The 21,863-nt window shown below is 65.9% G+C and carries 21 protein-coding genes; 13 read left to right on the top strand and 8 right to left on the bottom strand.

All coding sequences use genetic code 11. From position 1 onward, the window contains the following. The first annotated feature begins 15 nt into the window (after positions 1–15). On the top strand, positions 16–1,209 hold the full coding sequence (locus ABD654_RS11960) for an MFS transporter (RefSeq protein WP_344705115.1): 1,194 nt from the start codon (positions 16–18) through the stop codon (positions 1,207–1,209). Between the two features lie 82 nt (positions 1,210–1,291). Here ABD654_RS11960 and ABD654_RS11955 read toward each other — a convergent pair whose 3' ends face one another. Together ABD654_RS11955 and ABD654_RS11950 are read right to left on the bottom strand one after the other, a co-directional pair. Further along, complete coding sequence (locus tag ABD654_RS11955) at positions 1,292–3,880, bottom strand: heavy metal translocating P-type ATPase (RefSeq protein ID WP_344705114.1); 2,589 nt, start codon at positions 3,878–3,880, stop codon at positions 1,292–1,294. Further along, positions 3,877–4,290, bottom strand: coding sequence for a MerR family transcriptional regulator (locus ABD654_RS11950; RefSeq protein ID WP_344705112.1), 414 nt, complete (start codon positions 4,288–4,290; stop codon positions 3,877–3,879). Before ABD654_RS11950 ends, ABD654_RS11955 begins: the two co-directional genes overlap by 4 nt. A gap of 309 nt (positions 4,291–4,599) precedes the next feature. Between ABD654_RS11950 and ABD654_RS11945 the strand changes: the two genes are divergently transcribed. The 8 genes from ABD654_RS11945 (at position 4,600) to ABD654_RS11910 (ending at position 12,532) form a co-directional block, all read left to right on the top strand. Continuing rightward, positions 4,600–5,973: an OmpP1/FadL family transporter gene (locus ABD654_RS11945; protein ID WP_344705111.1), complete on the top strand. Its 1,374-nt coding sequence runs from the start codon at positions 4,600–4,602 to the stop codon at positions 5,971–5,973. 223 nt (positions 5,974–6,196) lie between these two features. Next, positions 6,197–7,295 (top strand): peptide chain release factor 2 gene (gene prfB, locus ABD654_RS11940; RefSeq protein ID WP_344705110.1). Its coding sequence is split into 2 segments (ribosomal slippage): positions 6,197–6,271 and positions 6,273–7,295, totalling 1,098 coding nucleotides; the frame shifts between segments, so codons are not numbered across the junction. A 71-nt stretch (positions 7,296–7,366) separates the two neighbouring features. Continuing rightward, the gene (lysS, locus tag ABD654_RS11935; protein ID WP_344705109.1) at positions 7,367–8,878 is read left to right on the top strand and encodes a lysine--tRNA ligase; all 1,512 of its coding nucleotides are present in this window, start codon (positions 7,367–7,369) and stop codon (positions 8,876–8,878) included. Positions 8,879–8,980: 102 nt separating this feature from the next. After that, a complete protein-coding gene (locus ABD654_RS11930; RefSeq protein ID WP_344705108.1) occupies positions 8,981–9,367 on the top strand; it encodes a hypothetical protein in 387 nt (128 codons plus the stop codon). A 96-nt stretch (positions 9,368–9,463) separates the two neighbouring features. Continuing rightward, positions 9,464–10,864: an MFS transporter gene (locus tag ABD654_RS11925; protein ID WP_344705107.1), complete on the top strand. Its 1,401-nt coding sequence runs from the start codon at positions 9,464–9,466 to the stop codon at positions 10,862–10,864. A gap of 51 nt (positions 10,865–10,915) precedes the next feature. Then, positions 10,916–11,224, top strand: coding sequence for a BolA family protein (locus ABD654_RS11920; RefSeq protein ID WP_344705106.1), 309 nt, complete (start codon positions 10,916–10,918; stop codon positions 11,222–11,224). Continuing rightward, positions 11,221–12,030, top strand: coding sequence for a hypothetical protein (locus tag ABD654_RS11915; protein ID WP_344705105.1), 810 nt, complete (start codon positions 11,221–11,223; stop codon positions 12,028–12,030). The genes ABD654_RS11920 and ABD654_RS11915 overlap by 4 nt, the downstream gene beginning before the upstream one ends. After that, entirely contained in the window at positions 12,023–12,532 is a 510-nt protein-coding gene (locus ABD654_RS11910; protein WP_344705104.1) for a GNAT family N-acetyltransferase, read from the top strand. The genes ABD654_RS11915 and ABD654_RS11910 overlap by 8 nt, the downstream gene beginning before the upstream one ends. Here the strand turns inward: ABD654_RS11910 and ABD654_RS11905 are convergent. Together ABD654_RS11905 and rsmD are read right to left on the bottom strand one after the other, a co-directional pair. Next, complete coding sequence (locus tag ABD654_RS11905; RefSeq protein WP_344705103.1) at positions 12,529–12,711, bottom strand: cell division protein ZapB; 183 nt, start codon at positions 12,709–12,711, stop codon at positions 12,529–12,531. The two genes, ABD654_RS11910 and ABD654_RS11905, sit on opposite strands and share 4 nt — an antisense overlap. A gap of 99 nt (positions 12,712–12,810) precedes the next feature. Then, positions 12,811–13,485 carry a 16S rRNA (guanine(966)-N(2))-methyltransferase RsmD gene (gene rsmD, locus ABD654_RS11900; protein ID WP_344705102.1) on the bottom strand — a complete coding sequence of 225 codons (675 nt, stop codon included), beginning with the start codon at positions 13,483–13,485 and terminating at the stop codon, positions 12,811–12,813. Between the two features lie 135 nt (positions 13,486–13,620). Between rsmD and ftsY the strand changes: the two genes are divergently transcribed. The 4 genes from ftsY to rpoH all read left to right on the top strand — a co-directional run bounded on the left by ftsY (position 13,621) and on the right by rpoH (position 17,688). Further along, positions 13,621–14,841, top strand: coding sequence for a signal recognition particle-docking protein FtsY (ftsY, locus tag ABD654_RS11895; protein WP_344705101.1), 1,221 nt, complete (start codon positions 13,621–13,623; stop codon positions 14,839–14,841). Next, positions 14,838–15,506, top strand: a complete 669-nt coding sequence (gene ftsE, locus ABD654_RS11890; RefSeq protein ID WP_344705100.1) for a cell division ATP-binding protein FtsE — start codon at positions 14,838–14,840, stop codon at positions 15,504–15,506. The genes ftsY and ftsE overlap by 4 nt, the downstream gene beginning before the upstream one ends. Next, entirely contained in the window at positions 15,503–16,525 is a 1,023-nt protein-coding gene (gene ftsX / locus ABD654_RS11885) for a permease-like cell division protein FtsX (RefSeq protein WP_344705099.1), read from the top strand. The genes ftsE and ftsX overlap by 4 nt, the downstream gene beginning before the upstream one ends. 290 nt (positions 16,526–16,815) lie before the next feature. Further along, on the top strand, positions 16,816–17,688 hold the full coding sequence (rpoH, locus tag ABD654_RS11880; protein ID WP_344705098.1) for an RNA polymerase sigma factor RpoH: 873 nt from the start codon (positions 16,816–16,818) through the stop codon (positions 17,686–17,688). Here the strand turns inward: rpoH and argB are convergent. Genes argB through coaBC form a run of 4 tightly spaced genes read right to left on the bottom strand, consistent with a single transcriptional unit; the run spans position 17,685 to position 21,834 of the window. Further along, complete coding sequence (gene argB, locus ABD654_RS11875) at positions 17,685–18,605, bottom strand: acetylglutamate kinase (protein WP_344705097.1); 921 nt, start codon at positions 18,603–18,605, stop codon at positions 17,685–17,687. The genes rpoH and argB overlap by 4 nt on opposite strands. 56 nt (positions 18,606–18,661) lie before the next feature. Continuing rightward, positions 18,662–20,056, bottom strand: coding sequence for a phosphomannomutase/phosphoglucomutase (locus tag ABD654_RS11870; RefSeq protein WP_344705096.1), 1,395 nt, complete (start codon positions 20,054–20,056; stop codon positions 18,662–18,664). 57 nt (positions 20,057–20,113) lie between these two features. Next, positions 20,114–20,575, bottom strand: a complete 462-nt coding sequence (gene dut, locus ABD654_RS11865) for a dUTP diphosphatase (RefSeq protein WP_344705095.1) — start codon at positions 20,573–20,575, stop codon at positions 20,114–20,116. After that, positions 20,572–21,834, bottom strand: coding sequence for a bifunctional phosphopantothenoylcysteine decarboxylase/phosphopantothenate--cysteine ligase CoaBC (coaBC, locus tag ABD654_RS11860; protein WP_344705094.1), 1,263 nt, complete (start codon positions 21,832–21,834; stop codon positions 20,572–20,574). Before coaBC ends, dut begins: the two co-directional genes overlap by 4 nt. Between the last annotated feature and the right edge of the window lie 29 nt (positions 21,835–21,863).

Below are 21,863 nucleotides of genomic sequence, written 5' to 3'. Positions count from 1 at the left end.
ATGCAAGGAGCGACCATGCCTGCACCGTCTTCCGGCGGCCCGGCGCCGCTGGCCTTTCTGGGCCCGGCGTTTGCCTTTCTGGCGGTCATGCTGGGCACCACGCTGCCCACGCCGCTATATCCGATCTATCAGGCCGAATACGGCTTTTCCCAGCTGGTGATTACGCTGATTTTTGCCGTCTACGCCACCGGCGTGATTGCCGCGCTGGTGGTGACCGCGCGCTGGTCCGACCAGCTGGGGCGCCGCCCGCTGCTGTTGGCCGGCATCGCCTTTGCTGCGCTCAGCGATGCGGTGTTTCTCGCCGGCGACGGCCTGGCGATGTTGATGGTCGGGCGGGTGATCTCAGGCATATCGGCGGGGATTTTTACCGGCACCGCGACGGTGGCGGTGATCGAGCTGGCCCCGCCGGCGTACAAGGCGCGCGCCACGCTTGCCGCCACCGCGGTCAACATGGGCGGGCTGGGGCTGGGCCCGCTGGTGGCGGGCGTGCTGGTGACCTGGCTGCCGGCACCGCTTTCGTTTTCCTACGCGCTGCATCTGGCGATGCTGGCGCTGGCGGCGTGGTTTGTGTGGCGCGCGCCGGAAACCGTCACCCGCGCGGCCAGGCCGAACCTGCGCGTTCAGCGGCTGAGCCTGCCCCGGGAAGTGCGCGGGGTGTTTGTGCCGGCCGCGCTGGTGGGCTTTGCCGGCTTTGCGGTGCTTGGTTTTTTCAACTCAATGGCGCCGGCCTTTATGCAGCAGGTGCTGGGCGAGCAGAATCTGGCGGTGATCGGGCTGGTGGTGTGCCTGGTCTTTATTGCCTCAACGGTGGGGCAGACCCTGCAGGGGCGGGTAGCGCCCCGGCGACGGCTGCCGCTGGGCTGTGTGACGCTACTGGCAGGGGCGCTTTCCATCGGCGCGGGAATCTTGACCGCGAGCACGGCGGCGTTTTTCTGCGGGGCACTGCTGGCGGGCACCGGCCAGGGTATCGGCTTTCGTGCCGGCATGGGCGCGGTGGCCGCGGCCTGCCCGCAGGACCAGCGAGGGGCGGTGACCTCCACGTTTTTTGTGGTGGCCTACGTGGCGCTGTCGATTCCGGTGGTGGGCATCGGTGTTGCCACCAGCCGGCTGGGGCTGGTGGCAACGGGGACCGGCTTTGCCGGGCTGGCCGCGCTGCTGTGCGCGGTGGCGCTTGCGCTGGTGCTGCGCATTGCCGGGCGGCTGCGTTAGCCGCCGGTGGCCGGCTAGCGCAGCCAGAACCAGTAAACGATCAGACCGATCAGCCCAAGCCCTGCCAGATTAACAAGTACGCTCATGCCGCTTTCTCCTCTGTGCGCGTGTCGGTGTGTGAGCCGGCCGTGCCGTGCGGGCTAAACAGCCGCAGGCGGTTGGCGTTGCTGACCACGGTGATTGACGAAAGCGACATCGCCGCCCCGGCAATCATCGGCGAGAGCAGCGCGCCGGTAAGCGGGTAGAACACCCCGGCGGCAATGGGGATGCACAGCGCGTTGTAGCCAAAGGCCCCGGCCAGGTTCTGCTTGATGTTGGTAAGCGTGGCCTGGCTGATCTCGATGGCCGTGGCAACGCCGTGCAGCGAGTCGCGCATCAGCGTGATACCCGCGCTTTCGATGGCGACATCGGTGCCCTGGCCGATGGCAAAGCCGACGTTGGCCCGGGCCAGCGCCGGGGCGTCGTTGATGCCGTCGCCGACCATGCCGACGATGTGGCCTGCCTTTTGCAGCCGTTCGATTTCTTCGTGCTTGTCTTCGGGCTTGAGCTCGGCGCGATAGTCTTCTATGCCCACTTCATCGCCCACGGCGCGGGCGGTGTGGCGGTTGTCGCCGGTGAGCATGATCACGTGAAGGCCGTCGGCCTTGAGCCGGGCAATGGCGCTTTTGGCGTCCTCGCGCACCGGATCGCTGACGCCGAACAGCGCGGCGAGCCTGCCGCCCACGGCGAGGTATACGATGGTGCGGGCCTTGCTCTCAAGGGCTCGGGCGCTTTCGCTGCCGATGGCAAGGTCAACGCCTGCATCTTCCAGCAGGGCGGCGTTGCCCAGCAGCAGCTCGCCGTCGCTGCTTTGCGCCTTGACGCCGCCGCCGGTGATGCTGTCGAAGTCGCGAATCTCGGCCGGCTCCGTGTTTGCTGCCTGTTCGCAGTAGGCGGTTAACGCGGTGGCCAGCGGGTGCTCGGAGCCGCGCTCCAGCGCGGCGACGTAGCCCAGCGCGGCGGCCTGGTTGCCGGAAAGGGCGCCTGCGTCGAAGACTTCCGCCTCGGTGACCCGGGGGTTGCCCTCGGTCAGGGTGCCGGTTTTATCCACCACCAGCGCGGTGAGCTTGCTGGCGGTTTGCAGCGCCTCGCCGTTTCGCACCAGCACGCCGTGCTCGGCGGCCTTGCCCACGCCGATCATGGTGGAAATCGGCGTGGCCAGGCCCAGCGCGCAGGGGCAGGCGATAATCAGCACCGAGGTGGCCGCGACCAGCATGTGAATCACCCGCGCCTCAACGCCGAAGTTGAACCACGCAAGCGCGGTGAGCACGGCGATGATCATCACCGAGGGCACAAAGACGCTGGAGACCTTATCGGCCAGATCGCCGATGGGCGGGCGCGAGCCCTGGGCGCTGGCCACCTGTTCGGTGATTTGGCCCAGGCGGGTGTTGTTGCCCACCCGGGTGGCGCGGTAGACCAGCCCGCCGCGGCCGTTGACCGTGCCGGCACTGACCTCGTCGCCGGTCTGCTTGGCGATCGGCTCCGGCTCGCCGGTAAGCATCGACTCGTCGATGTGGCTCTGGCCTTCGGTGACCTCGCCGTCCACCGGCAGGCGCTCGCCGGGGCGCACGCGAACGTGATCGCCCTGGCGCACAGCGTCAATGTCGACCTCTTGCTCCTCGCCGTTGCGAATCACCCGGGCGGTGCGGGTCTGCAGATCCAAAAGCCGCTTGAGCGCGTCGCTGGTGCGCCCCCGGGCCTTGAGCTCCATGGCGTTGCCCAGCAAAATCAGCCCGATGACCATGGCCGAGGCTTCAAAGTAGATGCCCCGGGCGGCTTCGGGCAGCCAGGGGCCGAACAGCACCACGGCCATGGAATACACCCAGGCCGTGCCGGTGCCCATGGCCACCAGGGTGTCCATGTTGGCCTGGTGGTGCTTGGCGTTTTTCCACGCGCCGGTAAAAAAGTGCCGGCCGGGAAAGGCCATGATGGCTAGGGTCAGCGCGCCGATCACCAGCCAGTAAAGCCGCCCGGCGCCCACCGGGTCGGGGTGAAAGACAAACATGCTCGCCATCAGCGGTACGGCAAGTGCGAGCGCGGCAAAGCTGCCTTTAAGGCGCTTTTTGTAGTCCCGGGCTTCCTGCTCGGCCCGGGTAAGTTCGGCGTCGCGCACGTCCACGATCCGCTCGGCGTCGTAGCCGACGCTCTGCACCGCGCCGATCAGCGCGCTTTCTTCGGCGCTGCCCGTCACCTCGGCGGTGTGGGTGCCGAAGTTCACCGCCGCCGAGGTCACACCCGGGGTACGTTCGAGCGCCTGCTGCACGGTTTTCACACAGCTGGCGCAGGTCATGCCGCTGACCGCCAGGCGGGTTTGCGCACCGCCGGCAGGTTTTTCGCGGCTTTCAGCGGTACCGGCGGCGTCATCGGCCGGCGCTTCGGCGCTGTCGGCGTCGCTGGCCGGCTCGGCGTTGGGGTCGCCGGGCGGGTAGCCGGCGTTTTCAAGCGCGCGGTCCAGCGCGTCGTCGTCCAGCGGGCTGCTGTCGGCATCAATGCTGACGTCGAGGCGCTTTTCGTCCGGCGTGCCGACAACGTCGGCGCGCTTGTCCACCGCGACAACGGCTTCGCGCATGCGCTTGACGCAGCCCTGGCAGTTCATGCCGGGTACGTAGCGCGTCAGTGTTTGCGATTTCATGGCGTCTCCTCAGGAAAGCTTTCAATCAAACGGCACAGGCTGTGGCCGTCCGGCGTGCCGTCGGGCATGTTTTGCCAGCTGGCAAGGGCGGTTTCCATGCGCGAGGCCAGCGCCTCAAGCTCGGCGATGCGTGCGCGGATCTGTGGCAGGCGGGCGGCGAGCATGTCGCGCACCAGCGGGCAGGGGGAGTCGCCCTTGTCGGCCTGGGCGAGAATTTCGCGAATTTCCGCCACGCTAAAGCCCAGTTTGCGTGCCCGCTGAATGAACCCCAGCCGTTCCAGGTCGTGCGTGGTAAACAGCTGGTAGCCGTTGTGCGGATGGCGTTCGGGCGTAAGCAGGTTTTCGCGTACGTAGTGGCGCACGGTTTCGGCGGTAACGCCGGCCCGGCGGGCAAGTTCGCTGACTTTCACTGGCAGCCCCCTTTGAGCCTGTGTCATGTGTAGGCGCAGTATAAAACCTGTGTGTAACACAAAGGTCAAAGACCGGCGCCTGACGCCGCGATGCGCTGTGCGACCAATGGATAAACCGAAAACGCCGGAAAACCCCGCCCCGGCCTTGAACCCCGGCGGCGGGTGCGAGAAAAAGGCACTACGTTAAACGTGCGTATGAGTCGCAGGGGTTTTCGGCTTGGCGCATGCCGGGCGGCCCTGGCCGCCGAACGGTCAGCGTACGCTACGTACGGCACCGCCCGTATGCTCATCGGGGAAGAAGGAAGCGACATGAACAATATCAATAAAAGTGTCATTGCCAACCATCGCACCAAAACGCTCGCCTTGACCGCAGGGGTCGCGGCCGCCGCGCTTGCCGCGCAGGCCCCGGCCGGCGGGTTTCAGCTCAACGAGCAGAGCGTGAGCGGCCAGGGCTACGGCCATGCCGGGCGCAGCTCCAACGTCCACGATGCCACCATCGTCTTTGGCAACCCGGCGGGGATGTCGTTTCTCGACCGCGCGCAGGTGTCCGTGGGCGGCACCTATCTGGATATCAACAACGACATCAGCAATGCCCGGGCGTCGCAAACCAGCCCGGCCTTTTTGCCGGCCACCGGCGGCGCGACGGATACGCTGCCGGTGGCCGGGTCCAACGACGGCGACATCGTAGACGCCAGGGTGATTCCTTTTGTCTTCTACGCCCATCCGGTCACCGACCGGCTGGCCTTTGGCTTTGGCGTGTACGCGCCGTTTGGCTCTGAAACCGACTATGAAGACGGCTTTCAGGGGCGCAATCAGGGCAACTACACCAAGGTAGAAGTCAAAACCGCCCAGCCCACGGTGTCCTATCGCTTTAACGATCAGTGGTCGGTGGGCGCCGGGGTTACCTATAACCGGGTAGAAGGCGAGCTGCATCGCCAAGTGCCGGCGGTAACGCCGCTGGGACGGACAGAAGTGGACTCCCGGGTTGACGGCGACGACGAGGCCTGGGGCTATAACCTCGGGGTAATCTACCGGCCGGTGGCGGAAACCACCCTGGGGCTGACCTATCGCTCCCGGGTGGACTATGAGCTGGAAGGCGACTTTACCGCCTCGTCGCCGGCGCTTGATCAGCTGGGTATTGGTACCGTGACCGACGATGCCTCGCTGGATTTGACCACGCCGGAAACCGTCAATTTCTCGATTACCCAGCAGATGAGTGAAAAGCTCAAGCTGATGTTCGGCGCTTCCTGGACGCGCTGGAGCCGGTTTGAAAAAATTCTGGTCGAGGGAGAGACCCGGGGCGAGATCACCAATGAAAGGCAGAGCTATGCCAACGCCTGGGCCTTTGCCGTGGGCGGCGAGTATCAGCTCAATCCCGAATGGGCGCTGCGCGCCGGGCTGAGCCTGGACAATACGCCCACCAGCGATGCGCATCGCAGCGTGCGCATTCCCTCCGACGACCGGCGGATTTTCTCGCTGGGGGCGGGCTGGACGCCGGTCGACGATGTGACCGTTGATCTGGCGTATTCCTATCTCACCGAACGCGGCACCGAGGTCAGCCAGACCAAAACCGACGGCTTTACCGTGGCCGGCCGGCCAACGCCGCCGGTCACCTCCCGCTATAACGCCGACTACAAAAACGAGGCCCACGGCTTTGGCGCGCAGCTGACCTATCGTTTTTAAGTTCGGCGCTTTTAAGTTCGGCCCTTTTAACGCCTTGGATGAGGCTTGAATATCACCGCAACCCGGCTACGGCCGGGTTTTTGTCGAGCGGGTGTTTTCTGCGGATAAGGCGGGGATGGGTGCGGGGTGCGCCGGGTTTCGTTACAATAGCGCCTTTGTCCAGGCGATTCATTCACTGGCATCAACGCATTATTCACTGGCACCAACATATTGGGGCGCATTCATGCTGGAAACCAACCCGATCCATCAGCAAATCAAGGATCTGTCGGCGCGGACAGAGATTCTTAGGGGGTATCTTTGACTATGCTGAGCGTAAAGATCGGCTAGAAGAAGTTACCCGCGAGCTTGAAGATCCCGACGTCTGGAGCGACCCGGAGCGCGCCCAGAAGCTGGGCAAGGAGCGCGCGTCGCTGGATACCATTGTCTCCACCATTGATACGCTTGAACAAAGCCTGGGCGACAGCGAAGATCTGCTGGAGCTGGCCGAGGTGGAAGACGATGCGGCCACGGTAGACGAGGTCTGCCGCGAGCTTGAAGGGCTGCAGTCGCGCCTGGAGACGCTGGAGTTTCGACGCATGTTTTCCGGCGAGATGGACGAAAACAACGCCTATCTGGATATCCAGTCCGGCTCTGGCGGCACCGAAGCCCAGGACTGGGCCAACATGCTGCTGCGCATGTACCTGCGCTGGGCCGAGCACCACGGCTTCAAGGCAGACCTGCTGGAAGTGTCGGCAGGTGACGTGGCGGGCATCAAGTCGGCGACGATTCACGTGCAGGGCGACTACGCCTTCGGCTGGCTGCGCACCGAAACCGGCGTTCACCGGCTGGTGCGCAAAAGCCCGTTCGACTCCGGCGGCCGGCGGCACACCTCGTTTACCTCGGTATTTGTCTCGCCGGAGGTGGACGACAGCTTCGAGGTCGACATCAACCCGTCCGATCTGCGCACCGACACCTACCGCTCCAGCGGCGCCGGCGGCCAGCACGTTAACACCACCGATTCGGCGGTGCGCATCACCCACGAGCCCACGGGCATCGTGGTGGCCTGCCAGAGCCAGCGCAGCCAGCACGCCAACCGCGATTTCGCCATGAAGCAGCTCCGGGCCCGGCTCTGGGAGCACGAAATGGACAAGCGCAACGAGGCCAAGCAGGCGGCTGAAGACGCCAAGGCCGATATCGGCTGGGGCAGCCAGATCCGCTCCTACGTGCTGGACGATCAGCGCATCAAGGATCTGCGCACCGGCGTGCAGTCCAGCAGCTGTGACAAGGTGCTCGACGGCGATCTGGATCCGTTCATCGTCGCCAGCCTCAAGCAGGGTCTCTAGTCCCGCGGGCGCTGCCTTGGCGGCAGCGCCTGGCTGACTTTTTTTCCGGTTTATTATTCAAGGGTGCCCGAATGGCCAACCATGACGCGTCTTTTGACAACGAAAACCACTTGATTGCCGAGCGCCGCGCCAAGCTGGCCAAGCGTCGTGAAAAGGCCAAGGCCCAGGGCGTCAGCGCCTTTCCCAACGACTTTCGCCGGGACAGCCTCAGCGCCGAGCTGGAAAAGGCGCTGGGCGACAAGGACAAGGCCGCGCTTGAAGCGCTGGATCACCACGCCGCGGTGGCCGGGCGCATCATGCGCAAGCGCGGCCCGTTTATCGTGATTCAGGATGCGGCCGGGCAGATCCAGCTGTACGTGGACAAAAAGGGCCTGGCCGAAGACGTGCTGGAAGACGTGAAAAGCTGGGACATCGGCGACGTTGTGGCCGGGCGCGGGCCGGTGCACAAATCCGGCAAGGGCGATCTCTACGTCAAGATGGCAGACGCCACGCTTTTGACCAAAAGCCTGCGCCCGCTGCCGGACAAGTTCCACGGCCTGACCGACCAGGAAGCGCGCTACCGCCAGCGCTACGTGGACCTGATCATGAACCCGGATTCGCGCCGGGTGTTCGAAACCCGAGCGGCGATCATCAGCGCTATGCGGCGGTTTTTCGAGGATCGCGGCTTCATGGAAGTCGAGACCCCGATGCTCCAGCAGATCCCCGGCGGGGCCACGGCGCGGCCGTTCATTACCCACCACAACGCGCTGGACATGGACATGTACCTGCGCGTGGCCCCGGAGCTCTACCTCAAGCGCCTGGTGGTGGGCGGCTTTGAGAAGGTTTTCGAGATCAACCGCAACTTCCGCAACGAAGGGCTCTCCACCCGGCACAACCCCGAGTTCACCATGGTGGAGTTCTACTGGGCCTACGCCGACTACCGCCAGCTGCTGGATTTGACCGAGGCCATGCTGCGCACCACCGCAGAAAAGGTGCTGGGCAGCACCACGGTGACGTATCAGGGCGCCGAGTACGACTTCGGCAAGCCGTTTGCGCGGATGACCCTGCGCGACGCCATCCTCACCCACGGCGACGGCATTGCCGCGGCCGATCTGGACACCCGCGAGGCGGCCGTCGCACTTGCCGAAAAGCTCGGCATCGCGGTGAAAGACAGCTGGGGGCTTGGCAAGCTGCAAACCGAAATCTTCGAGGAAGTCGCCGAGCACCGGCTCGACCAGCCGACGTTTATCACCGAATACCCGGCCGAGGTCAGCCCGCTGGCCCGGCGCAACGACGCCAATCCGTTTGTTACCGACCGCTTCGAGTTCTTCGTCGGCGGGCGCGAAATCGCCAACGGCTTCTCCGAGCTCAACGACGCCGAAGACCAGGCCCAGCGCTTTAAAGAGCAGGTGGCCGAGAAAGACGCCGGCGATCTGGAAGCCATGTACTTTGATGCCGACTACGTGCGCGCGCTGGAATACGGCCTGCCGCCCACCGCCGGCGAGGGCATCGGCATTGACCGGCTGGTGATGCTGTTTACCGACAGCCCCTCCATTCGCGATGTGCTGCTGTTTCCGGCCATGCGCCCGGAAGCGGACGCCTAGGCGGTGCTCGGGCGTTGGCAAGTCGGCGCGCAAACGCCCATAATGACGGCGTCTGAACGCCAGTGATCGTTCCGTGAGGCATCGTTGTCTGAGGAGAATCCCATGAAACTGCTTAACCGCTCTGCCCTGAGCGTCCGGCCGACCCAGGAATTCGTGGACTGGATCAATGCGCTTGAGCCCACCATGGGAGACGATGACCTCACGCTTGACGACGTTGAACGCGAAAGCACCGTCTACCTGATCCCCGAGATGGACACCCCCGAAGCGCTTGGCGCCTACGTGCGCGAGCGCTACGTGGAAATTCTGGAAACCGAGCTGCGCGCCTGGGAAGAAGACGAGCGCCAGTGGCCCGCCGTGCTCGACTGGGCGCTGTTTGAAGACTTTGTGCGCATTGAGCACAGCTTTCTGGCGGTGGATCTTGACGACGAGACGGCGCTGGAAATTTCGGAAGTCGACGACGCGCTGCTGCTCGACAACGACCCCCAATAGGCCCGGCGGCCTGCCGGCCGCGCCCGCTTCGTGCAAAACCGGCTGCGGCCGGTTTTTGTGTGTCTCCAAGGTATTTTTCCCCAGGAATAGTAGCCCATGCGACTGTTTGAAACGCGCGACGGCGATGACGGCCTGCCCGGCCCCGAGCGCTTTCTTGCCGTGCTGGCGCTGGTCAGCGGCACGCTGATGGCCGTGGTCGATACCACCATGATCAACCTGGCGCTGCCCTCGATTGCCGCCGACCTTGACGTGTTGCCGGCTCAGGTGGTGTGGGTCACCAACATGTTCCAAGTGGTCAGCGCGGCCTTTTTGCTGGTGTTTGCGGGCTTGAGCGAGCTTGCCACGCGCCGGCGCATCTACCTGTTCGGGCTAAGCACCTTTGTGCTGGCAGCCCTGGGCGCGGCGCTTTCGCGCAGTCTGGAAACCCTGCTGGTGTTTCGCGCCCTGCAGGGGCTGGGCGCGGCGGCTACGCTTTCCATTGGCCCCTCGCTCTACCGGCTGATTTTCCCTTCTCGCCTGCTGGGCAGCGCGCTGGGCCTGTCGGCGCTGGTGGTGGGCGGCGGCTACGCGGCCGGCCCTACGCTGAGCGGGCTGGTGCTGTCGTTTACCCACTGGCCCTGGCTGTTTGCGCTGAACGTGCCGCTCGGGCTTTGCGCTTTGCTGCTGGGCCTGCGCGCCCTGCCCAGAGAAACCCCGCGCCAGGGCAGCTTTGATGTACCCGGCGCGCTTTTGTCCATGCTGATGCTGGCCGGGCTTTTTTTGACCATGAACGCCGTTGGCCACAGCGCGCCGGCATGGCAAAGCGTGGGCTTTGGCGCGGGCATGCTGGCGGCCGGGGCGGCGTTTATTCGCCGCCAGCGCCGCGCGCCGTATCCGCTGCTGCCGCTGCATCTGTTTCGGGAGAAGCGCTTTACCCTGGCGGTGTCGGCCTCGGGGCTTGCGTTTATCGGCCAGGGGCTGGCGTTTGTCGCACTGTCTTTTTTGTATCAGGAAAAAATGGGCTTGAGCCCGCTGCTCACCGCCTGGCTTTTTACCCCCTGGCCGCTGGCGCTGATGGTGGTCGGGCCGCTGGCCGGGCGGCTGGCGGACAGAATCAACCCCAGCGTACTTTCAACGGTCGGCCTGGGGGTTTTGGCGGTCGGATTTATCGCCCTGGCGCTGGTGGATGAAAGCACCGGCATTGCCGGCAGCCTGTGGCGAGTGGCGCTGTGCGGGATCGGCTTTGGGCTTTTCCAGCCGCCCAACAACCGCGAAATGATGGCCAGCCTGCCGGCGGCGCGCAGCGCCAACGCCTCGGGGGTGATGAGCACCACGCGCACCGTGGGCCAGTCGCTGGGGGTGGCGCTTGTCGGTGCGGTGCTGGCGCTGGGGCTTGCGGTGCAGGTGACGCTGTGGCTGGGGGCGGCGAGTGCGCTGCTCTCGCTTGCCGCCAGCGCTGCGCGCATTCCCCTGGCACACCGCGCGATGCAGCAGCGCGCATCGTCGCGTCGCGCATAAGCGCGTACAATGGACCGTTCTCTCAGTGATATTTCTTCCAGGAGAATCGCCGTGACGCTTAAAGCACAGATCGAGCACAAGTTGGAAGCGCTGGCACCTGCGGTGCTGGCCGTGGAAAACGAAAGCCATCGCCATAGCGTGCCGCCCAACTCGGAAACCCACTTCAAGGTCACGCTGGTAAGCGATGCGTTTGACGGCCTGCTGCCGGTCAAGCGCCACCAGCAGGTGTATAAACTGCTGGCCGATGAAGTCTCAGGGCCGGTGCACGCCCTGGCGCTGCATCTTTATACCCCGGCGGAATGGCAGGCCCGCGGCGGCGAGCGCCCGGATTCGCCGGACTGTCGCGGCGCCGGCAAGTGAACGCGGAAGTCGCTCGCCGGCAGTACCTCGACGCCATGGGCATTACCGCCTTCGCGTCGCGCTACTGCCTGCCCAACGCGCGGCCGACGCCGGCCTGCGAGTGGGACGACGCCTCCCCCGAGCGCGAATCACCGGGCAAGCGGCTGCACGCCCTGCTGGACGATGCCCAGCAGGCAGAGGCCAGCCGCCGCACCGCAGCGCCTGCTGAACCCACGTCCAATCCCGCCTCGCTCAAGGCGCTGCTGAATACAGCGCCCGCCGCTGAGGCGGCGTTGGCGCAGCCGGAAAATGCGCCGTCCCCGGAAGCGGATGCGCCGGCGCCGCTGCGTTTTACGCTGTCGTGTCTGTGTCTGGGCGGGCGCTGGCTGAGCCTGCACGAAGGCGAGCCTGCCGCGCCCGCGCGCCGGCTGCTGGCCAACATCTACCGCGCGGCGGGTGTCGACGCCTCGGCGCTGTCGGCCTGGCACACCCTGAGCTGGCCGCCGCTGGCTGACGGCCCCGAAGCGGATGAGCCGCTGGCAGAGGCCCGGGAAGGGGTCAGCGCCTTTCTCAACGGTGCGGCCAGCCGCAACGGCTGGGCGCCGACCCGCGCGCTGTGGTGGGGCGGGCATGAGGCCTCGCCGTTGGCTCGGGTGCTGGACGTGGAGCACAAAGGCGCCGGCGCCGTTTCGCGCACGCTGGCACTGCCGCTGTGGCAGGGGCCCGCGCTGGATACGCTGCTGGCCGACGGCGCCGCCAAGCGCGATCTGTGGCCGGCGCTGGCCGCGCTTGGCGAGCAGTGGCGCGCGGAGGCGGCCGATGGCTGAAAACAAAACGCAAACAAGCGCGAGCGCGCGGTGGCAGGTGGAGGCGCTCGGTTCGCGCCACGCCGGCCGGGTCATGGCCGGGGGCAGCATTGCCGGAAGCGGCACTATGGCCGGTGCGCTGTGCGATGCTCTGGAAACAAAAGACGGGCAGGTGCTTGGCGTCATGGCCGGCGGTAGTGCGGGGCAGGCGCCCGAGCTTGCCGGCTATCTGTGGCTGGCGCGGCTGGCGTTCGATGCCGAAATTCAGGCGCTGGGCGTGGCGCCGCAATACCGCGGCCGCGGCGTCGGCGATGCGCTGATGCGCGCCGCCGATGAGGCGGCGCGGCGCTGGCACAGCGAGCGCGTACTGCTGGAGGTGCGCGCGGGCAACGCTGCGGCTATGGCGCTATACCGGCGCCACGGCTTTGGCGTGGACGGACGCCGCCGGGGCTACTATCCGCCCCTGGCCGGCGGCAGCGAGCGGGAAGATGCGCTGCTGATGTCGCGGGCCGTCGGTGTTTAAGCGTCGCTTTCGTCAAACTTTTGCAGCAGGCCGTTGAGCCGGCGTTCCCACTCTTCGCGCTCTTGTTTGAGCGTCTGATTTTCTTCGCGCAGCTCGTCGTTTTCCAGCTTGGCAAGCTCCAGGGCTTCTACCGTGGCGGTGACTTTTTGTTCGAGCTGGTTGAACAGTTCCTGACTCATGCATCTCTCCGGAGAATCAATTCAATAAAGAGGTAATACCGGCCAAGGGGTAATACCTAAAGGGGTAATACCGGCCGGGCCGGCGGGTCGCGCCTGAGCCTAACGCCCGGGCGGCGCGGCGGCAAGCGTGGCTTGGCGTGCGATGCGGCAATACAGCCGGGCGGTGGTGTCGCCGGCCTGGGTTTGGCGATAAGGCTGCCAGCAGGCGGGCAGCGTCGGCGTATGCGTCGACTCCGCCTCTACGTAGATCAGCGCGTCGGGCGCCAGCCAGCCGCCGGCTTCCAGCGCCTCGGCGCAGGCATCCACCAGTCCCTGATAAAAAGGCGGATCAAGCAGCACCAGATCAAAGGGGGGCTGGCCAAAGGAAGGCTGGTCAACGCACGCCGGCGCGCTGAGAAACGCCCGGGCGTCTTGGCAGATAACGTGCGCGCGGGAGGCGCCCAGGGCGGCAAGATTGCGCCTTAGCTGATCGGCGGCGAGGCTGTCCTGCTCGATGAACGTCACCTGTGCGGCCCCGCGCGACAGCGCCTCGATGCCCAGCGCGCCGGTGCCGGCAAAGCTGTCCAGCACCCGTTTGCCGTCAAGCGTTTGGCCCAGCCAGTTGAACAGCGTCTCGCGCACGCGGTCCGGCGTCGGGCGTAGCCCCGGCCGGTCGGCAACGGGAAGCTGGCGGCGGCGGAACTCGCCGCCGATCACTCGGAGCTTGCCGCTCTGGCGGCTTGCGGCGCGGCGCGCACCCGGGCGGGCCGAACGAGAAGAGCGTTTTCGTGTCATGGGCGGGGATTGTAGCGCTCTGCGTGTCCAAAGTCTTGATGGGCGGTGGTAGGATGTTCCCATCCTGATTGCCCGTATCCCGCCGGCGACAGCCTTTTTGCTTTTTTTTCACCATAATCTGTGCGGACGAGTGCCATGTTTGGTTTTTTAAAGCGCAAGAAAAAACACGATGATACCCACGATCCGGCGGCAGAAGACGACGGCACGCCGTCTCAAGAGCCGGCGGCAGAAGAAACCGCCGATGCCACGGCAGACGACGGCACCGCCGCGCCGCCACCGCCCGCCGACGAGGCTGAGCCTGCACCGGATGCTGCGCCCGAGGCCGAACCCCGGCCCGAGCCGCCCGCCGAGCCTGAGCCCGGCGTTGCGCCGGCCCCGGCGCCCCAGCCGCAGCCTGCCTCGCGCCCGGAGAAAAAGGGCTGGTTTGCGCGCATCAAAGCGGGGCTGGGCAAGACCCGGGCCAGCTTCACCGACGGCGTGGCGGATCTGTTTCTGGGCAAAAAGCAGATCGACGACGAGCTGCTTGAAGAGTTGGAAACCCAGCTGCTGATGGCCGACGTAGGCATTGAGGCTAGCACTACCATCATCGAGCGGCTTGAGGCGCGGGTGTCGCGCAAGGAAATCAGCGACCCGCAGGCGCTGTATCACGCGCTGCAAGACGAGCTGACGGCGATGCTGGAGCCGGTGACCACGCCGCTGGACGTTGAGGCGGCCGGCGACGGGCCCTTTGTGATGCTCGTGGCAGGGGTCAACGGCGTGGGCAAGACCACCACCATCGGCAAGCTCACCCAGCGCTTTCAGCGCGAAGGCAAAAGCGTGATGCTCGCCGCCGGGGATACGTTCCGCGCTGCCGCGGTGGAACAGCTCAAGGTGTGGGGCGAGCGCAACGGCGTGCCGGTGATTGCCCAGCACACCGGGGCCGACAGCGCCTCGGTGGTGTATGACGCCGTGGCCGCGGCCAAATCCCGGGGGGTGGACGTGATCATCGCCGACACCGCCGGCCGTTTGCACAACAAGGGCCACCTGATGGAGGAGCTGAAAAAAGTCCACCGCGTGGTGCAAAAGCTCGACGCCGCCGCGCCCCACGAGGTGATGCTGGTGCTCGACGCCGGCACCGGCCAGAACGCCATCAGCCAGGCGACCACGTTCAACGAAGCGGTGCCGGTCACCGGCATTACCCTGACCAAGCTCGACGGCACCGCCAAGGGCGGGGTGATCTTTGCGCTCGCCAGCCAGCTGAAAACGCCGATTCGCTTTATCGGCGTGGGTGAAGGGCTGGACGATCTGCGCCCCTTCGTCGCCCGGGAGTTTGTCGACGCGCTGTTTGACCGCCAAGGCGACGACGCCGGCGAATGATCGCTTTCGAGCACGTGGGCAAACGTTACGGCGGGCGCTTTGAGGCGCTTTCGCACATCAATTTTGGCGTCGGCCGGGGCGAGATGGCGTTTCTCACCGGCCACTCCGGGGCGGGCAAAAGCTCGCTTTTGCGCCTGATCATGCGCCTTGAGCGCCCCACCCGCGGGCGCGTGGTGGTAGCCGGCCACGACATTGCCCGGCTTCACCCAAGCCAGGTGCCGTTTTATCGCCGCCAGATCGGCGTGGTGTTTCAGGATCACCAGCTGCTGTTTGACCGTTCGATTTTTCACAACGTGGCGCTGCCGCTGGAGATTCAGGGCGCGCCGCCCAGAGAGGCGGCCCGCCGGGTGCGCGCCGCACTGGATAAAGTCGGCCTTTTGCACCGCGAGCGCGCGCTGCCCGTGGAGCTTTCCGGCGGCGAACAGCAGCGCGTGGGCATTGCCCGGGCGGTGGTCAACAAGCCGGCCCTGCTGCTCGCCGACGAGCCCACCGGCAACCTGGATCCTGAGCTTTCCGCCGACATCATGACGCTGTTTGAAGACTTCAATCGCATCGGTACCACGGTGATGATCGCCAGCCACGACCTGGCGCTGATCACCCGGCTGCGCCACCGCATGCTGCGCCTGGCCGACGGGCGGCTGATCGCCGACGAGGGGGCGCGATGAACGAGCCGCGCCGCCCCGCCGTCACAGCCCGCCGACAGCGCCCGCAAAAGTCCGCCTCGCCGGCCCGGGCGGCGCATCCGGTGAACGCGGGGCCGGGAGCGGCCAGCCGGCTGCGTGCCTGGCTGCGTCATCATCGCGCCATGGCGCTGGACAGCGTGCGCCGGCTGCTGCGCTATCCGATCGGCAGCCTTTTGACCATGCTGGCCATCGCCGTTGCCCTGGTGCTGCCCGCCGCGCTGTGGCTGACGCTGTCCGGTGCGCGCCTGCTCGACGCAGAAGTCGACGACGGTGCAACGCTGACGGTGTATCTGCACCCGCGGGTCACGCCGGGCGAGGCCGGCCGCGTGGAGCAGGCAATAGCCGCCGACGCGCAGGTAGCGCAAACCCGGCTGATCAGCGCCGAGCAGGGCATGGCGGATTTTCAGCGCGCGCTGGGGCTTGACGATGCGCTAAGCGGGCTTGACGACAATCCGCTGCCGGCAAGTATTGTGGTGACGCCGCAGCGCGCCGCGCCCGCCGCCGTGAAGGCGCTGGCCGCCCGGCTGGGCGGAATATCCGGCGTAGACGAGGTGCGTCTGGATTTGGCCTGGATTGAGCGGCTGCGCCATCTGGCGGAGCTTGGCCGGCGCGTGACCCTGGCGCTGGGCGTGCTGTTCGGTTCGGGGGTGCTGCTGGTAGTGGGCAACACCGTGCGGCTGGCGGTGGAAAGCCGCCGGCGCGAGATCGAAGTGGTCACGCTGATCGGGGCGACGCATGCTTTTGTGCGCCGGCCGTTTCTCTACAGCGGCGCCTGGTACGGCCTGGGCGGCGGGGCGCTGGCGCTGGGGCTGTTGACGCTGGGCGGGCGCTGGCTGGCCTTGCCGATACAGGCGCTGGCGCAAAGCTATGGCGCTACGTTTACCCTGCCGACGCTGGGCGTTGCGGGGTCTACAGCGCTGCTGCTGTGCAGTACACTGCTCGGCTGGCTGGGCGCATGGCTGGCGGTGAGTCGGCATCTGGCCGGCAATCGGCCGCGCTGACGGTGCCGGCTGGAGCCGTCTTGGGCGAGGCGGCGGGGAACTTTTCAAGCGTGGCGTTGTCTACTATATTCAGCACCGCACACATGCCACACATCCGCTGTCATTCAGGGCAAGCGTTCGTGCAAGATAAGCCGTCATGCAAGATAGCGCGTCACATCAAAGCGTAAAAGCCAAGCGTCACACCAGCGTACATCGTGCGGCCGTACCGTAACGGTGTCGCAGAAAAGCCGCGTCCGTTTTTACAGTCAGCGTCACGCATATTAGGGGTATTTCAGGGAGGCCACCTGCATATGAGCAACAGTCTTCTACCGGTAGGCCAGCTATCGCCGGGCAACGATCTGGGCGGCTACATCAACGCGATCAGCCGCATTGCGGTGCTGAGCGCAGACGAAGAGCGCTCGCTTGCCTGGCGTCTGTACGACGAGGGGGACCTGGAGGCGGCGCGCCGCCTGGTCCTTTCGCACCTTCGCTTTGTGGTCCACATTGCCCGCAGCTATTCCGGCTACGGGCTGGCACAGGCGGATCTGATTCAGGAAGGCAACGTCGGCCTGATGAAGGCCGTCAAGCGCTTTGACCCGAACCAGGGCGTGCGGCTGGTCTCGTTTGCCGTGCACTGGATCAAGGCGGAAATTCATGATTTCGTGCTGCGCAACTGGCGCATTGTCAAAATCGCCACGACCAAGGCCCAGCGCAAGCTGTTTTTCAACCTGCGCAGCGCGAAAAAGCGCCTGGCCTGGCTCAACAACGACGAAGTCGATGCCATTGCCAAGGATCTCGACGTCAAGCCCGAGGTCGTGCGCGATATGGAAGGGCGCCTGTCGTCGTTTGATGCCGGCTTTGACGCCTCGCCGAGCGATGACGAAGACAGCGCCAGCGCCTATCGGGCGCCGGTGCACTTTCTCAACGACGAGGCGGCCGACCCGGCCACCCAGCTCGAAGACAGCGACTACGAGCAGGACGCCTCGCAGCGGCTGCAGTCAGCGCTTCACGGGCTGGACGCGCGCTCCCGGGATATTCTCCAGCGCCGCTGGCTGGCCGAGCACAAGGCCACGCTGCACGATTTGGCCGACGTCTACGGCGTCTCCGCCGAGCGCATTCGTCAGCTGGAGAAAAACGCCATGAAAAAACTGCGCCACAAGATGGGAGATACCCTTTTTGCCTAGCAGGCGGGCGGCTGCTCTGCCGGGTGGGCGGTGATCAGGGTGCCAACCCCTGCGTTGGTGAAAATTTCCAACAGCACCGCATGGGGCACCCGGCCGTCGATAATATGCGCGCTCTGCACGCCGCCCTTGACCGCGTCCAGCGCGCAGCGAATCTTGGGCAGCATGCCGCCGTGGACGGTGCCGTTGTCGATGAGCGCATCCACCTGAGCGGTGGTCAGCCCGGTCAGCACCTCGCCGCTATCGTTCATCAGCCCGGCGACGTTGGTTAAAAGCATCAGCTTTTCTGCGGCCAGCGCCTCGGCGACCTTGCCGGCGACCAGGTCGGCGTTGATGTTGTAGCTCTTGCCGCTGCCGTCGACGCCGATAGGGGCGATCACCGGGATGAAATCCCGGGCGGCGAGCATCTCGATCAGATCGGTGGAAATGGCTTCAACGTCGCCGACGTGGCCGATGTCGATGATTTCCGAGGCCGTATGTTCGGGATTTTGCTGCTCGACGTGCAGCTGCCGGGCGCGAATTTGTGCGCCGTCCTTGCCGGTGACGCCGATGGCCTTGCCGCCGCACTGGTTGATCAGGTTGACGATGCTTTTGTTGACCAGCCCCCCAAGCACCATTTCCACCACGTCCATGGTTTCGGCATCGGTGACGCGCATGCCGTTGACAAAGCGCGATTCGATGTTGAGCTTGCCCAAAAGCTCGCCGATCTGCGGGCCGCCGCCGTGGACGACCACCGGGTTGATGCCGACCTCCTTCATCAGCACGATGTTGCGCGCAAACGAATCGATCAGATGATCTTCGGTCATGGCGTTGCCGCCGTATTTAACGACCACGGTTTTACCGGAAAACTGCTGAATATAGGGAAGTGCCTCGGACAGCACCTCCACAACGACCTGGGGGTCGCGACTGGCTGCGTTCATGGTGATCCCTTGGGTATTTGTGATGAAGCGTTGCAGGACGGCGTAGCGCGGGCCGGTTAACGGTTTTCGGGCAGCTTCAGGGCAGCATCAATCTGGCGCAGCGCGGCGGCAAACTGCCCCCGAATGCGCTCAAGCGCCGCCTCGGTCTTGCCTTCAAAGCGCAGCACCAGCATCGGTGTGGTGTTGGAAGCGCGGCAAAGCCCCCAGCCGTCGGCGTAGTCCACGCGGATGCCGTCGAGCGTGGTCTTGATACCTTCGCCGAAGTCCCCCTCCCGGGCAAGCTTGTCGACCAGAGAGAACTTGTCGTCGTCGGTCACCTCGATGTTGATTTCCGGCGTCCCCACGTCCAGCGGGAAGCCGGCAAAGAAGGTGTCGGCGTCGTCGCCCTGGCCGGCGAGAATTTCCACCAGCCGGGCGGCGGCGTAAAGGCCGTCGTCAAAGCCGTACCAGCGCTCCTGGAAGAAAATATGCCCGCTCATCTCGCCGGCAAGGGCCGCACCGGTTGCCTTCATTCGCGCCTTGATCAGCGAGTGCCCGGTGCGCCACATTTCCGGCTCGCCGCCGGCGCGCTCGATCACCTCGGTCAGGTTGCCGGTGCACTTGACGTCAAAGATGACTTTTGCCCCGGGATTGCACGCCAGCATGTCGGCGGCGAAGGCCATCAGCAGATGGTCGGGGTAGATCAGCTTGCCGGCGGGCGTCACCACGCCCAGCCGATCGCCGTCGCCGTCAAAGGCAAGCCCGATGTCGGCGCCGGTATCCTGCACTTTGGCGATCAGGTCGGTGAGGTTTTCCGGCTTGCCCGGGTCCGGGTGGTGGTTGGGAAAGGTGCCGTCAATGTCGTCGAACAGCGGGATTGTCTCCACGCCCAGCCGGCGGATGAGCTCGGGGCCGAGCTCGCCGGCGACGCCGTTGCCGCAGTCCACCACGGCTTTGAGCGGGCGTTTGACCTGAATATCGCCGGTGATGCGCTCAAGATACGCTTCGCGCAGGTCGTGGTCGCTGACGCGGCCTTCATCGCCCGGCGCGGCGTGAACCAGATCGCCGTCGACAATGCGCTGATGCAGCGCGGTAATGGCCTCGCCGGAGAGCGTCTCGCCGCCGAGTACGATCTTGAAGCCGTTATAGTCCGGCGGGTTGTGGCTGCCGGTGACCATCACGCCGGACGTCGTGGCATCAAGCACGTGGGTGGCAAAGTACAGCACCGGGGTCGGCACCATGCCGACGTTGACCACGTTTTGCCCGGCGGCGGTGAGCCCGCGAATCAGCGCGGCCTGCATGCGCTCGCCGGAAAGCCGGCCGTCCCGGGCGACGGCCACGGTGGTTTCGCCCCGGGCGGCGGCTTCGCTGCCGATGGCGTGGCCGATCAGCGCAACGCCTTGCTCGGTCAGGGTGTGATCAACGATGCCGCGAATGTCGTAGGCGCGAAAAATGGAAGCGTTGGGCGTCATAAGAGAGGGGGTTCCAGTCGGAGCGTGAATCGGGGTGGCAGGCCGCGGCCGGGCAGCCTAGCGTGCGCCGGTGCTGCCAAAGCCGCCGGCGCCGCGTTCGCTGGGCGTGAAGTCGTCCACTACGTCGAGCGCGACCTGAACAACGGGCACGACGACGTACTGGGCCAGCCGCGTCAGCGGCTCGACGGTGAAAGGGCGCTGGCCGCGGTTCCACACCGAGATCATCAGCTCGCCCTGATAGTCGGCATCGATCAGCCCCACCAGGTTACCCAGCACGATGCCGTGCTTGTGGCCAAGCCCCGAGCGCGGCAGGATCATGCCGGCCAGATTGGGGTCGGCAATGTGGATAGCAAGCCCCGTGCGTACCAGCTCGCAGTCGCCGGGGGAAAGCGTCAGCGGCGCGTCCAGCAGGGCGCGCAGGTCCATACCCGCCGAGCCCTGGGTGGCATAGGCGGGCATAACGTCGCGCAGGCGTTCGTCGAGTACGCGGCATTCAAGGCGCGGTTGAGAGGGCGTCATGCAGGGTCCTCGGTAGCGGGTGGAGCAGGAAGCAGAGCAATGGCGCGCTGCAGCACGGCCCGGGCGAGCCGGGTTTTGGGCTGGGGCGGCTGGCGGGCGCTTTCTGTGCCGCTGCCGGTGCGCCACAGCAGCCAGGCGGCGTTGTCGTCGCTGCCAAAACCCAGCCCGGCGGCGGAGACGTCGTTGGCCACGATCATATCCAGCGCCTTGCCGGCGAGCTTGTCTTGGGCATAGCGCTCGACGCGGCGGGTCTCGGCGGCAAAGCCGACCACCACCGGCGGGCGCTGCGCGGCGTCAAGCCCGGCGACGTCAGCAATGATATCGGGATTTTTGGCCAGAGTGAGCGTCAAGGTGTTGTCGTCGGTTTTCTTGCGCTTGTGCTCGGCGATCTCGGCGGCGCGGTAGTCGGACACCGCCGCGCAGCCGATAAATACGTCGCTCTCGGGGGCCAGGCGCATGGCGGCCTTGTGCATCTCGGCGGCGGTGGTGACGTCGATACGTGTCACACCCGCCGGGGTGGCAAGCGTTACCGGGCCGCTGATCAGGGTGACGCGAAAGCCTTGTTCCAGCGCAGCGGCGGCCAGCGCAAAGCCCATCTTGCCCGAGCTGTGGTTGGATAGCGCGTGTTTGGACAGGTAGCGCACCGGGTCAAGGGCCTCGCGGGTGGGGCCGGCGGTAATCACCACGTGCCCGCCGGCGGCCGGCGGTGTTAGCCGCCGGGCTACGGCGGCGACGATGGCCTCGGGCTCGCTCATGCGGCCGAAACCGCTGTCACCGCAGGCCTGATCGCCGGCGTCGGGGCCGATCAGCTGCCAGCCGTCGTCGGCCAGCAGCGCCGCGTTGCGCCGGGTGGCCGGGCTTTTCCACATGGCCTGGTTCATCGCCGGGGCCATCAGCCCCGGCGCCTCGCTTGCCAAACACAGGGTAGCCAGCAGGTCGTCGGCCAGCCCGTGGGCCAGCCGCGCCATTACGTCCGCGGTGGCCGGGGCGATCACGATTACGTCGGCCCAGCGGGCCAGCTCGATATGGCCCATGCCGGCTTCGGCCGCCGGGTCCAGAAGCGAAGTGCGCACCGCCTCGCCGGACAGCGCCTGCAGCGTGAGCGGGGCGATAAACGCCTGGGCGCCGTCGGTCATTACAACGCGCACGTCAGCGCCGGCCTGCTTGAGAAGGCGCGTGATCAGTGCACTTTTATACGCGGCAACGCCGGCGCTGACGCCCAGCAGCACCCGCTTGCCCGACAGGGTCAAAGCAGCCATGGCAGAATAGTCCCTCTGTTTTCCAAGGG

The sequence above is a fragment of the Halomonas cibimaris genome, assembly GCF_039537045.1.
Lineage (GTDB): Bacteria > Pseudomonadota > Gammaproteobacteria > Pseudomonadales > Halomonadaceae > Vreelandella > Vreelandella cibimaris.
This window is presented reverse-complemented; position numbering and strand designations above follow the sequence as displayed.